We start from the raw sequence: 15,041 nt of genomic DNA, 5'->3' as shown, positions 1-15,041 counted from the left end.
CCCACCACCCTTCCGACGAGCGCCCCGCGCACACCCCTTCCGCTGCCGAGGAGAAGTAAGACAGATGAGCAAGATCCTGATCCGCGGTGCGAAGGTGCTCGGCGGCGACCCGCAGGACGTCCTGATCGACGGCGGGACCATCGCCGAGGTGGGCGCCGGGCTGAGCGCCGAGGGCGCCGAGGTCGTCGAGGCCGGCGGCAAGGTGCTGCTGCCGGGCCTGGTCGACCTGCACACCCATCTGCGCGAGCCCGGCCGCGAGGACTCCGAGACCGTGCTGACCGGCACCCGCGCGGCGGCGAGCGGCGGCTACACGGCCGTGTTCGCCATGGCCAACACCTTCCCGGTCGCGGACACCGCCGGCGTGGTCGAGCAGGTCTGGCGGCTCGGCAGGGAGCACGGCTACTGCGACGTGCGGCCCGTGGGCGCCGTCACCGTCGGACTGGAGGGGCGCAAGCTCGCCGAGCTGGGCGCCATGCACGAGTCGGCCGCCGGCGTCACCGTCTTCTCCGACGACGGCAAGTGCGTCCACGACGCCGTGATCATGCGCCGTGCCCTGGAGTACGTGAAGGCCTTCGACGGGGTCGTCGCCCAGCACGCGCAGGAGCCGCGGCTGACCGAGGGCGCCCAGATGAACGAGGGCGTCGTCTCCGCCGAACTGGGCCTCGGGGGCTGGCCGGCCGTCGCCGAGGAGTCGGTCATCGCCCGGGACGTGCTGCTCGCCGACCACGTCGGCTCCCGCGTCCACATCTGCCACCTCTCCACGGCGGGCAGCGTCGAGATCGTCCGCTGGGCCAAGTCCCGCGGCATCCGGGTCACCGCCGAGGTCACCCCGCACCACCTGCTCCTCACCGACGAGTTGGTGCGCACCTACGACCCGGTCTACAAGGTCAACCCGCCGCTGCGCACCGAGCGGGACGTGAGGGCGCTGCGCGAGGCGCTCGCCGACGGCACGATCGACATCGTCGCCACCGACCACGCCCCGCACCCGCACGAGGACAAGGACTGCGAGTGGGCCGCCGCCGCCATGGGCATGGTCGGCCTGGAGACCGCGCTGTCGGTGGTCCAGGAGACCATGGTCGACACGGGGCTGCTGGACTGGGCCGGCGTGGCCGACCGGATGTCCTTCGCCCCCGCGCGCATCGGACGCGCCGAGGGCCACGGCCGTCCCGTCTCGGCAGGTGAGCCCGCCAACCTCACCCTCGTCGACACGACATACCGTGGTCCCGTGGACCCCGCGGGCTTCGCCTCGCGCAGCCGCAACACCCCCTACGAGGGCCGTGAGCTGCCGGGCCGTGTGACGCACACCTGGCTCCGGGGCAAGGCCACACTCGTCGACGGGAAGCTCACGTGACACCTGTAATCCTGCTGGCCGCCGAGAGGGAATCGGCGGAAGTGACCGACTGGGCCGCCCGGATCGGCTGGGTCGTCGGACTCGCCCTCTTCGTCGCGCTCGTCTACTGGCTGATGCGTGAGGGCTGGAAGTGGCGCGGCACGCTCCAGGGCGACCTCCCGGAGCTGCACAGCGCGCCGGAGGACCCCGGCCCGGTGAAACTGAGCATGAGCGGCCGCTACCACGGCTCCACCACCGCCGGCCAGTGGCTCGACCGCATCGTGGCGCACGGCCTGGGCACCCGCAGCCGGGTCGAGCTGACGCTCACCGACGCGGGGCTGGACGTGGTCCGGCCCGGAGCGGACGACTTCTTCGTCCCGGCCGAGGCGCTGCGCGGTGCCCGGCTGGACAAGGGCATCGCCGGCAAGGTCCTCACCGAGGGCGGCCTGCTGGTCGTCACCTGGGCGCACGGCGACCGGCTGATCGACTCCGGCTTCCGCTCCGACCACGCGGCCGAGCACAACGAGTGGGTCGACACCCTCAACCACATGATCTCCGAGACGGAAGGCGCACGATGACAACCTCCACCAGGGGAACCGCCGAGGTTCCCGCCGTACTCGTCCTGGAGGACGGCCGGATCTTCCGCGGCCGTGCCTACGGGGCGGTGGGGGAGACCTTCGGCGAAGCGGTGTTCTCCACCGGCATGACCGGATACCAGGAGACCCTCACCGACCCGTCGTACCACCGCCAGGTCGTGGTGATGACCGCCCCGCACGTCGGCAACACCGGCGTCAACGACGACGACCCCGAGTCCCGGCGGATCTGGGTCGCCGGCTACGTCGTGCGCGACCCCGCGCGGGTCCCCTCCAACTGGCGCTCCCGCCGCCCCCTGGACGAGGAACTCGCCGCGCAGGGCGTCGTCGGCATCAGCGGCATCGACACCCGCGCGCTCACCCGGCACCTGCGCGAGCGGGGCGCCATGCGCGTCGGCATCTTCAGCGGCGACGCCGTACGGGACGACGCCGCGCTGCTGGCGAGCGTCCAGGACGTGCCCCCGATGGAGGGCGCCGACCTCGCCTCCGAGGTCGCCACCACCGAGCCGTACGTCGTCCCCGCGATCGGTGAGAAGAAGTTCACCGTCGCCGCGATCGACCTCGGCATCAAGGGCATGACCGCGCAGCGCATGACCCAGCGCGGCATCGAGGTGCACATCCTGCCCCCGACCGCCACCGTCGACGACGTCTACGCCGTCGCCCCCGACGGCGTGTTCTTCTCCAACGGCCCCGGCGACCCCGCCACCGCCGACCACGCCGTCGCCGTGATGCGGGGCGTTCTGGAGCGCGGCACCCCGCTGTTCGGCATCTGCTTCGGCAACCAGATCCTCGGCCGCGCCCTCGGCTTCGGCACCTACAAGCTGAAGTACGGCCACCGCGGCATCAACCAGCCGGTGCAGGACCGTACGACCGGCAAGGTCGAGGTCACCTCGCACAACCACGGCTTCGCCGTCGACGCCCCGATCGACCAGGTCTCCGACACCCCGTTCGGCCGCGCCGAGGTGTCCCACGTCTGCCTGAACGACAACGTGGTGGAGGGGCTCCGGCTGCTCGACAAGCCGGCCTTCAGCGTCCAGTACCACCCGGAAGCGGCAGCGGGCCCGCACGACGCCGCCTACCTGTTCGACCGCTTCGTCTCCCTGATGGAGGGCCAGCGTGCCTAAGCGCACCGATATCCAGTCCGTCCTGGTCATCGGCTCCGGCCCGATCGTCATCGGCCAGGCCGCCGAGTTCGACTACTCCGGCACCCAGGCGTGCCGCGTGCTCAAGGCCGAGGGCCTGCGCGTCGTCCTGGTGAACTCCAACCCGGCGACGATCATGACCGACCCGGAGATCGCCGACGCCACCTACGTCGAGCCGATCACCCCCGAGTTCGTCGAGAAGATCATCGCCAAGGAGCGGCCGGACGCCCTGCTGCCCACCCTGGGCGGCCAGACGGCCCTCAACGCCGCGATCGCCCTGCACGAGAACGGCGTCCTCGACAAGTACGGCGTCGAGCTGATCGGCGCCAACGTCGAGGCCATCCACAAGGGCGAGGACCGCGACCGGTTCAAGGAGGTCGTGGAGGAGGTCCGCAAGAAGATCGGGCAGGGTGAGTCCGCCCGCTCGGTGATCTGCCACTCCATGGACGAGGTGCTCGCCGGCGTCGACGAGCTCGGGGGCTACCCGGTCGTCGTCCGCCCGTCCTTCACCATGGGCGGCGCCGGCTCCGGCTTCGCCCACGACGAGGACGAGCTGCGTCGCATCGCCGGCCAGGGCCTGGCCCTCTCGCCGACCACCGAGGTGCTCCTGGAGGAGTCCATCCTCGGCTGGAAGGAGTACGAGCTGGAGCTGATGCGCGACAAGCACGACAACGTCGTGGTGGTCTGCTCCATCGAGAACTTCGACCCCATGGGCGTGCACACCGGCGACTCCATCACCGTCGCCCCGGCGATGACGCTCACCGACCGCGAGTACCAGACCCTGCGGGACATCGGCATCGCGGTCATCCGCGAGGTCGGCGTCGACACCGGCGGCTGCAACATCCAGTTCGCGGTGAACCCCGTCGACGGCCGCGTCATCGTCATCGAGATGAACCCGAGGGTGTCGCGCTCCTCGGCGCTGGCCTCCAAGGCGACCGGTTTCCCGATCGCCAAGATCGCCGCCAAGCTCGCCGTCGGCTACACCCTCGACGAGATCCCGAACGACATCACGCAGGAGACCCCGGCGTCCTTCGAGCCGACCCTGGACTACGTGGTCGTCAAGGCGCCCCGGTTCGCCTTCGAGAAGTTCCCGAGCGCCGACTCCACCCTCACCACCACCATGAAGTCGGTGGGCGAGGCCATGGCGATCGGCCGCAACTTCACCGAGGCCCTCCAGAAGGCGCTGCGCTCGCTGGAGAAGAAGGGCAGCCGGTTCACGTTCGTCGGCGAGCCCGGCGACAAGGCCGAGCTGCTGCGCGAGGCCGTCCGCCCGACCGACGGCCGGATCAACGCCGTCATGCAGGCCATCCGCGCGGGCGCCACCCCCGAGGAGGTCTTCGAGGCCACGAAGATCGACCCCTGGTTCGTCGACCAGCTCTTCCTCATCAAGGAGATCGCCGACGAGCTGGCCGAGGCGCCCGAGCCGACGCGCGAGCTGCTCGCCGAGGCCAAGCGGCACGGCTTCTCCGACCAGCAGATCGGCGAGATCCGCGGTCTGCGCGAGGAGGTCGTCCGCGAGGTCCGGCACGCCCTCGGCGTCCGCCCGGTCTACAAGACGGTCGACACCTGCGCCGCCGAGTTCGCCGCGAGGACCCCGTACTTCTACTCCTCCTACGACGAGGAGACCGAGGTCGCCCCGCGCGAGAAGCCGGCCGTCATCATCCTGGGCTCCGGCCCGAACCGCATCGGCCAGGGCATCGAGTTCGACTACTCCTGCGTCCACGCCTCCTTCGCGCTGCACGACGCCGGGTACGAGACCGTGATGGTCAACTGCAACCCGGAGACCGTCTCCACCGACTACGACACCTCCGACCGGCTGTACTTCGAGCCGCTCACCCTGGAGGACGTGATGGAGATCGTCCACGCCGAGCAGCAGGCCGGACCGGTCGCGGGCGTCGTCGTCCAGCTCGGCGGGCAGACCCCGCTCGGTCTGGCGCAGGCGCTGAAGGACAACGGCGTGCCGATCGTCGGCACCCCTCCGGAGGCCATCCACGCGGCCGAGGACCGCGGCGCCTTCGGCCGGGTCCTCAAGGAGGCCGGCCTGCCGGCGCCCAAGCACGGCACCGCCACCACCTTCGCCGAGGCCAAGGCCATCGCCGACGAGATCGGCTACCCGGTCCTCGTGCGGCCGTCCTACGTGCTCGGCGGACGCGGCATGGAGATCGTTTACGACGAGGCCCGGCTGGAGTCGTACATCGCCGAGTCGACCGAGATCAGCCCCTCCCGGCCGGTGCTGGTGGACCGCTTCCTCGACGACGCCATAGAGATCGACGTCGACGCGCTGTACGACGGCGAGGAGCTGTACCTCGGCGGTGTCATGGAGCACATCGAGGAGGCCGGCATCCACTCCGGCGACTCGGCGTGCTCCCTGCCCCCGATCACGCTCGGCGGCTTCGACATCAAGCGGCTGCGCACCTCCACGGAGGCCATCGCGCGCGGTGTCGGGGTGCGCGGCCTGATCAACATCCAGTTCGCGCTGTCCGGGGACATCCTCTACGTCCTGGAGGCCAACCCGCGCGCCTCGCGCACCGTCCCCTTCACCTCGAAGGCGACTGCGGTGCCGCTGGCCAAGGCGGCCGCCCGCATCTCGCTGGGCGCCACCATCGCCGAGCTGCGCGCCGAGGGCCTGCTCCCGGCGCACGGCGACGGCGGCGAGATGCCGCTGGACGCGCCGATCTCCGTCAAGGAGGCGGTGCTGCCCTGGTCCCGCTTCCGCGACATCCACGGCCGCGGCGTCGACACGGTCCTCGGCCCGGAGATGCGCTCCACCGGCGAGGTCATGGGGATCGACTCCGTCTTCGGCACGGCGTACGCCAAGTCGCAGTCGGCCGCCTACGGGCCGCTGCCCACCAAGGGGCGGGCGTTCATCTCGGTCGCCAACCGCGACAAGCGCCTGATGATCCTCCCGGCGCGCGAGCTGGTCGCCCACGGCTTCGACCTGCTCGCCACCTCCGGCACCGCCGAGGTCCTCAAGCGCAACGGCATCAACGCCACCGTGGTGCGCAAGCACTCCGAGGGCACCGGTCCGAACGGCGAGAAGACCATCGTCCAGCTCATCCACGACGGCGAGGTCGACCTCATCGTCAACACCCCGTACGGCACCGGCGGCCGCCTCGACGGCTACGACATCCGCACGGCGGCCGTGGCGCGGTCCGTGCCGTGCCTGACGACGGTCCAGGCGCTCGCCGCCGCGGTCCAGGGCATCGACGCCCTCAACCGGGGGGACGTGGGCGTCCGCTCGCTCCAGGAACACGCGGAACGCCTGATCGCGGCCCGCGACTAGCAGCCCCGAGGGGGACACCGGAAACGGTGTCCCCCTCTTCACGAGGACAGGCATGTACAAGTACTTCTTCCACCTGGTGTTCACCCGGCTGGACCCGGAGCGGGCCCACCACCTGGCCTTCCGCTGGATCCGCCTGCTCGCGCGGATCCCCGTGCTGCGCACCTTCGCCGCCGCCGTGCTCGCGCCCCGCCACGAGGAGCTGCGCACCGAGGCCCTGGGGCTGCGCCTGCACAGCCCCTTCGGGCTCGCGGCCGGCTTCGACAAGAACGCCGTCGGCATCGACGGCCTGGCGATGCTCGGCTTCGACCACGTCGAGATCGGCACCGTGACCGGGGAGCCGCAGCCCGGCAACCCGAGGAAGCGGCTGTTCCGGCTGGTCGGGGACCGCGCCCTGATCAACCGCATGGGCTTCAACAACGACGGTTCGCTGGCCGTCGCCGCGCGCCTGGCCTCCCGCACGCCCGTCTTCCGGACGGCCGTCGGCGTCAACATCGGCAAGACCAAGGTCGTGCCGGAGTCCGAGGCCGTCGGGGACTACGTGAAGTCGGCCGAGCGGCTGGCGCCGTACGCCGACTACCTGGTGGTCAACGTCTCCTCCCCGAACACGCCCGGCCTGCGCGACCTCCAGGCCGTCGACCACCTGCGCCCGCTGCTGACCGCCGTCCGCGAGGCCGCCGACCGGGCCGTCCCGGCCCGCCGGGTGCCACTGCTGGTGAAGATCGCGCCGGACCTCGCCGACGAGGACGTCGACGCCGTCGCCGACCTGGCCGTGGAGCTCGGCCTGGACGGGATCATCGCCACCAACACCACCATCGCGCGCGAGGGACTCGGCCTGACGTCCGAGCCCGCCGTGGTCCAGGAGGCCGGCGGGCTGTCCGGCGCCCCGCTGAAGGCGCGCTCCCTCGAGGTCCTCCGCCGCCTCCACGCGCGCGTGGGCGACCGGATCACCCTGGTCGGCGTCGGCGGCGTCGAGAACGCCGAAGACGCCTGGCAGCGCATCCTGGCCGGCGCCACGCTGGTCCAGGGCTACAGCGCCTTCGTCTACGAGGGCCCCTTCTGGGCCCGCAGCATCCACAAGGGGCTCGCCGCGCGCCTGCGCACCAGCCCGTACGCCACGCTCGCCGACGCGGTGGGCGCCGACGCGAGGACAACGGCATGAGCGGACTCGAACCCTTCGGCGCGCGGCTGCGCCGGGCCATGGACGAGCGCGGCCCGCTGTGCGTGGGCATCGACCCGCACCCCTCCCTGCTCACCGAGTGGGGCCTGAACGACGACGTCACGGGCCTGGAGCGGTTCAGCCGCACGGTCGTCGAGGCGGTCGCCGGCCGGGTCGCCGTGCTCAAACCGCAGAGCGCCTTCTTCGAGCGTTTCGGCTCGCGCGGCGTCGCCGTCCTGGAGCGGACGGTCCGGGAGGCGCGGGCGGCCGGGGCACTGGTCGTGATGGACGCCAAGCGCGGCGACATCGGCTCCACCATGGCCGCCTACGCCGAGTCCTTCCTGCACGAGGACGCGCCCCTGTTCTCCGACGCGCTCACCGTCTCGCCGTACCTCGGCTACGGCTCGCTGAGCCCGGCCGTCGCGCTGGCCCGGGAGAGCGGCACGGGACTGTTCGTGCTGGCCCTGACCTCCAACCCGGAGGGCGGCGAGGTGCAGCACGCGGTCCGGCCCGACGGACGCACCGTCGGGGCGACCGTGCTCGGGCACCTGGCCCTGGAGAACGCGGGGGAGGAGCCCCTGGGCTCCTTCGGCGCGGTGGTCGGGGCGACGCTCGGCGACCTGTCCTCGTACGACCTGGACATGGGCGGTCCGATCCTCGCGCCCGGCATCGGCGCCCAGGGGGCCACGGCGGCCGATCTCCCGGCGGTCTTCGGGCGCGCGGTGCGCCACGTGGTGCCGAACGTCAGCCGGGGTGTGCTGCGTCACGGTCCCGACGTCGTCGCGCTGCGTGACGCCGCGGACCGTTTCACGGAGGAGATCCGGACCGCCGTGACGTCGGCCTGAACCGGCCGGCGGCGGATTCCGTGCCTCCCGGACCCTGGATACATCCCCAAAACAGAGGCAGTATGTCTTAAATGTCTGGCCTGACGGAGGCTGACCAGGACTTTTCCGCTGTTCTCGCTGACTCAGGCGGAGTTGGCCGCTAGTCTCCGACGAGTGGAGTACCTCCCACGCCCCCGGGCAGTGGGAGGGAGCGGGCAGGTGTGTTGCTCGTGGCTCCCCAGGTGTGGGGCGACTAGGTTCCTCACCGGTCCGTATCCGACAGTTCGACATCCGAGGTGACGTAGGCGTGGCTCTTCCGCCCCTTACCCCTGAACAGCGCGCAGCCGCGCTCGAAAAGGCCGCCGCGGCTCGCCGGGAGCGGGCCGAGGTCAAGAATCGACTCAAGCACTCCGGCGCCTCCCTTCACGAGGTCATCAAGCAGGGCCAGGAGAACGACGTCATCGGCAAGATGAAGGTCTCCGCCCTGCTCGAGTCCCTGCCGGGCGTGGGCAAGGTCCGCGCCAAGCAGATCATGGAGCGACTGGGCATCTCCGAGAGCCGCCGCGTGCGCGGTCTCGGGTCCAACCAGATCGCCTCCCTGGAGCGCGAGTTCGGCAGCACCGGCTCCTGACCCCCGAGCGGTCCGGGACCGGCGTCCCGGGCACTCCGGGATTGCTGGAATAATCGCTGCATGGCTGCAACACCCCGGGGGACGACCCCCGAACCCCCGGACGCACGTCCGCGGCTGACCGTGCTCTCCGGCCCCTCGGGGGTCGGCAAGAGCACGGTCGTCGCCCATATGCGCAAGGAGCATCCCGAGGTCTGGCTCTCCGTGTCGGCGACGACGCGGAGGCCCCGGCCGGGAGAGCAGCACGGGGTCCACTACTTCTTCGTCACCGACGAGGAGATGGACAAGCTGATCGCCAACGGTGAGCTGCTGGAGTGGGCCGAGTTCGCCGGCAACCGCTACGGCACACCCCGCGCGGCGGTGCTGGAGCACCTGGAGGCGGGCGTGCCCGTGCTGCTGGAGATCGACCTCCAGGGCGCGCGGCAGGTCCGCGAGTCCATGGCCGAGGCCCAGCTGGTGTTCCTGGCTCCTCCCTCCTGGGAGGAGCTCGTGCGCAGGCTCACGGGCCGCGGCACCGAGTCGCCCGAGGTGATCGAGCGCCGTCTGCAGGCCGCGAAGACCGAGCTCGCGGCCGAGCCGGAGTTCGACGCGACCCTGGTCAACACCTCCGTCGAGGACGTGGCCCGCGAGCTGATAGCCTTGATGAACGTCGTCTGACCGTCACCGATCACCCAGTGGGATCGTCCAGCAGGACCGACCAGCGGGATCGATCGGCGGTCACCCGGACTGAATCTTTCCCATCCATCGGAAGGTAGAGCGTGTCCTCTTCCATCTCCGCGCCCGAGGGCATCATCAACCCGCCGATCGACGAGCTCCTCGAGGCCACGGACTCGAAGTACAGTCTCGTGATCTACGCGGCCAAGCGGGCCCGCCAGATCAACGCGTACTACTCGCAGCTCGGCGAGGGTCTCCTCGAGTACGTCGGTCCCCTCGTCGACACCCACGTCCACGAGAAGCCGCTCTCGATCGCCCTGCGCGAGATCAACGCGGGACTGCTGACCTCCGAGGCCGTCGAAGGCCCCGGTCAGTAAGTCGCACCAGCTGATCGCGGCTGACTTTTCCACAGGCCCGGCAGTACATCTGCCGGGCCTGTGGTGTCTCATGGGGTGGTCGCACATTTTCCGAGGTCCGGGGAGAGACGGTGGACAAGCCGAAGGTCGTTCTGGGGGTCAGCGGCGGCATCGCCGCGTACAAGGCCTGTGAGCTGCTCAGGCGGCTGACGGAGTCGGGGCACGACGTCCGTGTCGTCCCCACCGCCTCCGCGCTGCACTTCGTCGGTGCCGCCACCTGGTCCGCCCTCTCCGGCAACCCGGTCTCCACCGAGGTCTGGGACGACGTCCACGAGGTGCCGCACGTCCGCATCGGGCAGCACGCCGACCTGGTGGTCGTCGCCCCGGCCACGGCGGACATGCTCGCCAAGGCGGCCCACGGCCTGGCCGACGACCTCCTCACCAACACCCTGCTCACCGCCCGCTGCCCGGTGGTCTTCGCCCCCGCCATGCACACCGAGATGTGGGAGCACCCGGCCACCCAGGAAAACGTGGCGACGCTGCGCCGCCGCGGCGCCGTCGTCGTCGAACCGGCCGTCGGCCGCCTCACCGGCGTCGACACCGGAAAGGGCCGGCTGCCCGAGCCGGCCGAGATCTTCGAGGTCTGCCGCCGGGTGCTGGCCCGCGGTGCCACGGCGCCCGACCTCGCCGGACGGCACGTCGTGGTCAGTGCCGGAGGCACCAGGGAGCCGCTCGACCCGGTCCGCTTCCTCGGCAACCGCTCCTCCGGCAAGCAGGGCTACGCCCTCGCCCGTACCGCCGCCGCCCGGGGCGCCCGCGTCACGCTGATCGCGGCCAACACCGCGCTGCCCGACCCGGCCGGTGTGGGCGTCGTCCCCGTGGGGACCGCCGTGGAACTGCGCGAGGCCGTGCTCGGCGCCGCCGCGGACGCGGACGCGGTGGTCATGGCCGCGGCCGTCGCCGACTTCCGGCCGGCGTCCTACGCGACCGGCAAGATCAAGAAGAAGGACGACCAGGAGCCCGAGCCCATCGCCCTGGTGCGGAATCCGGACGTTCTCGCCGAGATCTCGGGCGACCGCGCACGCCCTGGACAGGTGATCGTCGGCTTCGCCGCCGAGACCGACGACGTGCTCGCCAACGGCCGCGCCAAGCTGAAGCGCAAGGGCTGCGATCTGCTGGTGGTGAACGAGGTGGGGGAGCGCAAGACGTTCGGCTCCGAGGAGAACGAGGCCGTGGTGCTGGGCGCCGACGGCAGCGAGACCCGCGTCGCGCACGGCCCGAAGGAGGCCCTGGCCGAAACCGTGTGGGACCTGGTGGTCGAGCGCCTCGGGTGAGTGTTTCATTCACCGTTCGGTCCACCGAAACCTCGCCCCTCGGGGCGTGGCGCCTCTGGCCAACGCCGCCCGGCATGGGCACAATGCCCGTGCCGCAGGTCACAGCGTTTCCGAGAGTCGAGACAGGAGGACCGGCGGCGAAGCGCGACCGATAAACTGTTCCACGGACGGCGCCGGGTGCAGCCCCCGCCGTCCACCAATGATCAGCCAGCAGCCGCTGCAACCCCAGGGAGCGTTGTGTCCCGTCGTCTGTTCACCTCGGAGTCCGTGACCGAGGGTCACCCCGACAAGATCGCTGACCAGATCAGCGACACCATTCTCGACGCGCTGCTGCGCGAGGACCCGACCTCCCGGGTCGCCGTCGAGACCCTGATCACCACCGGTCTGGTGCACGTGGCCGGTGAGGTCACGACCAAGACGTACGCGGACATCGCGACGCTGGTCCGCAACAAGATCCTGGAGATCGGTTACGACTCCTCGAAGAAGGGCTTCGACGGCGCCTCCTGCGGCGTGTCGGTGTCCATCGGCGCGCAGTCCCCGGACATCGCCCGGGGCGTGGACACCGCGTACGAGGCCCGGGTGGAGGGCGACGACGACGAGCTGGACCGGCAGGGCGCCGGTGACCAGGGCCTGATGTTCGGCTACGCGACGGACGAGACGCCGACGCTGATGCCGCTGCCGATCTTCCTCGCGCACCGCCTGTCCAAGCGCCTGTCCGACGTGCGCAAGAACGGCACCATCCCCTACCTGCGCCCGGACGGCAAGACCCAGGTCACCATCGAGTACGAGGGCGACAAGGCGGTCCGTCTGGACACCGTCGTGGTCTCCTCGCAGCACGCCTCCGACATCGACCTGGAGTCGCTGCTCGCCCCCGACATCCGCGAGTTCGTCGTGGAGCCGGAGCTCAGGGCGCTGCTGGACGACGGCATCAAGCTGGACACCGAGAACTACCGGCTGCTGGTCAACCCCACCGGTCGCTTCGAGATCGGCGGCCCGATGGGCGACGCCGGCCTGACCGGCCGCAAGATCATCATCGACACCTACGGCGGCATGGCCCGCCACGGCGGCGGCGCGTTCTCCGGCAAGGACCCGTCCAAGGTGGACCGCTCGGCGGCGTACGCGATGCGCTGGGTCGCCAAGAACGTGGTCGCGGCCGGCCTGGCCGCCCGCTGCGAGGTCCAGGTCGCCTACGCCATCGGCAAGGCCGAGCCGGTCGGCCTGTTCGTCGAGACCTTCGGCACCGCCAAGGTCGACACCGAGCGGATCGAGCGGGCCGTCGACGAGGTGTTCGACCTGCGCCCGGCCGCCGTCATCCGCGATCTGGACCTGCTGCGGCCGATCTACTCCCAGACCGCCGCCTACGGCCACTTCGGCCGTGAGCTGCCCGACTTCACCTGGGAGCGCACCGACCGCGTGGACGCGCTGCGCGCGGCGGCGGGCCTGTAGGGCACACGGCCGCACCGGTGGTGCGCGGGGCCCGGCGTCCTTCGGGACGCCGGGCCCCGGCGCGTCCCGGGCCGGGGCCGCTGTCGGTGGCGTTTGGTAAGAATGCAGGCGTGAGCAGCGAGAACGGACAGGCGGACAGGGGCGCCAAGGGCGCGCCGCCCGAGCAGCTCGCGCTCATCCGGGAGAGCGTGCGCAAGGCCGAGGTGCCCCGGGCCAAGCCGCGTACCTGGCGGGGGGCCGCGCTCGCCAGGGAACTGCCCGTCGCCCGGGTCCTCGTCGACAAGGGCGCGCTCCACCTCGACCGGTACTTCGACTACGCCGTCCCCGAGGAACTGGACGCCGACGCACAGCCCGGAGTGCGGGTGCGGGTGCGGTTCGGTGCCGGACGGCACCGGGTGCGCGAGGGACGGCGCGAGGGCGGAGGACTGATCGACGGGTTCCTCGTCGAGCGGCTCGCCGAGTCCGACTACTCCGGCCCCCTGGCGGCGCTGGCCCAGGTCGTCTCACCCGAGCGGGTACTGAGCGAGGAACTGCTGGGACTGGCCCGGGCGGTCGCCGACCGGTACGCCGGCAGCCTCGCCGACGTGCTCCAGCTCGCCGTGCCGCCGCGCAGCGCCCGCGCCGAGCAACGGCCCTCGCCCGCCCCGCTGCCGCCGCCCCCGGCACCCGGGCCGGGCTCCTGGAGCCGTTACGAGCAGGGACCCGCGTTCCTGGAGTCACTGGCCTCCGGGGGCGCCCCGCGGGCGGTGTGGAACGCGCTGCCCGGGCCGGAGTGGAGCGAGGAACTGGCGCGAGCCGTCACGGCGACGCTGGCCTCCGGGCGCGGTGCGCTGGTCGTCCTGCCGGACGGACGGGCCGTCGCCCGGGTCGACGCCGCGCTCACCGCCCTGCTGGGCCGGGGGCGGCACGCGGTGCTCACCGCCGACGCCGGACCGGAGAAGCGGTACGCGCAGTGGCTCGCCGTGCGGCGGGGGTCCGTACGGGCCGTCGTCGGAACACGCGCGGCCATGTTCGCGCCGGTGCGGGACCTCGGGCTGGTCGCCGTCTGGGACGACGGCGACGACAGCCACAGCGAACAGCACGCCCCGCAGCCGCACGCCCGCGAGGTGCTGCTGCTGAGGGCGGCGCAGGACAGGTGCGGGTTCCTCCTGGGCGGCTGGAGCTGCACCGTGGAGGCCGCCCAGCTGGTGGAGACCGGCTGGGCCCGACCGCTGGTCGCCGGCAGGGAACGGGTGCGGGGCGCCGCACCGCTGGTGCGCACCGTGGGGGACGGGGACCTCGCGCGCGACGAGGCCGCCCGCGCGGCCCGGCTGCCGACGCTCGCCTGGCAGACGGTCAGGGAAGGACTGCGGCACGGCCCGGTGCTCGTGCAGGTGCCCCGGCGGGGGTACGTGCCGCGGATGGCGTGCGCCCGCTGCCGGGAACCGGCGCGCTGCCGCCACTGCGCCGGGCCGCTCGAGGCGCGGGGCTCCGACGATCTGCGGTGCGGCTGGTGCGGGCGCGAGGAGAGCGGCTGGCACTGTCCCGAGTGCGGCGGGTTCCGCCTGCGGGCCCAGGTGGTGGGGGCGCGGCGGACCGCCGAGGAACTGGGCCGCGCCTTCCCGGCCGTTCCGGTGCGCACCTCGGGGCGCGAGCACGTGCTGGACACGGTGCCGGCGGCGCCCGCACTGGTGGTGAGCACACCCGGCGCGGAACCGGTCGCCGAGGGCGGGTACGCGGCGGCCCTGCTGCTGGACGGATGGGCCATGCTGGGCCGCCCCGACCTGCGGGCCGGGGAGGACGCGCTGCGCCGCTGGATCGGCGCGGCGGCGCTCGTCCGTCCGCAGTCGGCGGGGGGCACGGTGGTGGTGGTCGCCGAGCCGACGCTGCGGCCCGTGCAGGCGCTGGTGCGGTGGGACCCGGTCGGGCACGCGGTGCGGGAACTGGCCGAGCGCGCCGAGCTGGGGTTCCCGCCGGTGTCGCGGATGGCGGCGGTGTCGGGGCCGGGCCGGGCGGTGGCCGAGTTCCTGCGCGCGGTCGAACTGCCCGGGGAGGCGGAGGTGCTGGGCCCGGTTCCGCTGCCGGTCACCGCTGCGGGGCAGCAGCGGCGACCGGGAGGGCCGCCTCCCGGCGAGCACTGGGAGCGGAGCCTGGTCCGGGTGCCGCCGGGCAGGGGCGCCGCCCTGGCGGGCGCGTTGAAGGCCGCACAGGCGGCACGGACGGCCCGGGGCGGAGGCGAGGCGGTGCGGGTGCGGATCGACCCGCCCGACATCGGCTGAGGGGCGCTGCGCGGCCGGTGTGCGACCCGCCCCGGGG

Annotated in this window: 12 protein-coding genes; all 12 read left to right on the top strand. The window is 72.2% G+C overall.

Going from position 1 to position 15,041, the window contains the following annotated elements:
- Positions 1–64 precede the first annotated feature (64 nt).
- Entirely contained in the window at positions 65–1,351 is a 1,287-nt protein-coding gene (locus B7L92_RS31680; RefSeq protein WP_081240751.1) for a dihydroorotase, read from the top strand.
- On the top strand, positions 1,348–1,908 hold the full coding sequence (locus tag B7L92_RS31675) for a PH-like domain-containing protein (RefSeq protein WP_081240750.1): 561 nt from the start codon (positions 1,348–1,350) through the stop codon (positions 1,906–1,908). Before B7L92_RS31680 ends, B7L92_RS31675 begins: the two co-directional genes overlap by 4 nt.
- Positions 1,905–3,047, top strand: coding sequence for a glutamine-hydrolyzing carbamoyl-phosphate synthase small subunit (carA, locus tag B7L92_RS31670; RefSeq protein ID WP_081240749.1), 1,143 nt, complete (start codon positions 1,905–1,907; stop codon positions 3,045–3,047). Before B7L92_RS31675 ends, carA begins: the two co-directional genes overlap by 4 nt.
- On the top strand, positions 3,040–6,348 hold the full coding sequence (gene carB / locus B7L92_RS31665; RefSeq protein ID WP_081240748.1) for a carbamoyl-phosphate synthase large subunit: 3,309 nt from the start codon (positions 3,040–3,042) through the stop codon (positions 6,346–6,348). The genes carA and carB overlap by 8 nt, the downstream gene beginning before the upstream one ends.
- Positions 6,349–6,400: 52 nt before the next feature.
- Positions 6,401–7,507, top strand: a complete 1,107-nt coding sequence (locus B7L92_RS31660; RefSeq protein ID WP_081240747.1) for a quinone-dependent dihydroorotate dehydrogenase — start codon at positions 6,401–6,403, stop codon at positions 7,505–7,507.
- Complete coding sequence (gene pyrF / locus B7L92_RS31655; protein ID WP_004990680.1) at positions 7,504–8,349, top strand: orotidine-5'-phosphate decarboxylase; 846 nt, start codon at positions 7,504–7,506, stop codon at positions 8,347–8,349. The genes B7L92_RS31660 and pyrF overlap by 4 nt, the downstream gene beginning before the upstream one ends.
- A gap of 286 nt (positions 8,350–8,635) precedes the next feature.
- The gene (locus tag B7L92_RS31650; protein WP_003977346.1) at positions 8,636–8,959 is read left to right on the top strand and encodes an integration host factor; all 324 of its coding nucleotides are present in this window, start codon (positions 8,636–8,638) and stop codon (positions 8,957–8,959) included.
- Between the two features lie 60 nt (positions 8,960–9,019).
- Entirely contained in the window at positions 9,020–9,613 is a 594-nt protein-coding gene (gene gmk, locus B7L92_RS31645; RefSeq protein WP_081240746.1) for a guanylate kinase, read from the top strand.
- Between the two features lie 101 nt (positions 9,614–9,714).
- Complete coding sequence (gene rpoZ, locus B7L92_RS31640) at positions 9,715–9,987, top strand: DNA-directed RNA polymerase subunit omega (protein ID WP_004933985.1); 273 nt, start codon at positions 9,715–9,717, stop codon at positions 9,985–9,987.
- Positions 9,988–10,097: 110 nt separating this feature from the next.
- The gene (gene coaBC, locus B7L92_RS31635; RefSeq protein ID WP_081240745.1) at positions 10,098–11,300 is read left to right on the top strand and encodes a bifunctional phosphopantothenoylcysteine decarboxylase/phosphopantothenate--cysteine ligase CoaBC; all 1,203 of its coding nucleotides are present in this window, start codon (positions 10,098–10,100) and stop codon (positions 11,298–11,300) included.
- A gap of 237 nt (positions 11,301–11,537) precedes the next feature.
- Positions 11,538–12,746, top strand: a complete 1,209-nt coding sequence (gene metK / locus B7L92_RS31630; RefSeq protein WP_081240744.1) for a methionine adenosyltransferase — start codon at positions 11,538–11,540, stop codon at positions 12,744–12,746.
- 110 nt (positions 12,747–12,856) lie between these two features.
- Positions 12,857–15,004 carry a primosomal protein N' gene (locus B7L92_RS31625; RefSeq protein ID WP_081240743.1) on the top strand — a complete coding sequence of 716 codons (2,148 nt, stop codon included), beginning with the start codon at positions 12,857–12,859 and terminating at the stop codon, positions 15,002–15,004.
- The last annotated feature ends 37 nt before the right edge of the window (positions 15,005–15,041 follow it).

Source organism: Streptomyces viridosporus (genome assembly GCF_002078235.1).
GTDB classification, from domain to species: Bacteria; Actinomycetota; Actinomycetes; order Streptomycetales; family Streptomycetaceae; genus Streptomyces; species Streptomyces viridosporus.
Note: the sequence above shows the minus strand (reverse complement) of the source record. Positions and strands in the feature narration are given on the sequence as shown.

Excerpts from the sequence above, each read along its gene's own strand:
- B7L92_RS31680 (WP_081240751.1), top strand. The coding sequence starts at position 65 with ATGAGCAAGATCCTGATCCGCGGTGCGAAGGTGCTCGGCGGCGACCCG.
- carA (WP_081240749.1), top strand. The coding sequence starts at position 1,905 with ATGACAACCTCCACCAGGGGAACCGCCGAGGTTCCCGCCGTACTCGTC.
- B7L92_RS31660 (WP_081240747.1), top strand. The coding sequence starts at position 6,401 with ATGTACAAGTACTTCTTCCACCTGGTGTTCACCCGGCTGGACCCGGAG.
- pyrF (WP_004990680.1), top strand. The coding sequence starts at position 7,504 with ATGAGCGGACTCGAACCCTTCGGCGCGCGGCTGCGCCGGGCCATGGAC.
- gmk (WP_081240746.1), top strand. The coding sequence starts at position 9,020 with ATGGCTGCAACACCCCGGGGGACGACCCCCGAACCCCCGGACGCACGT.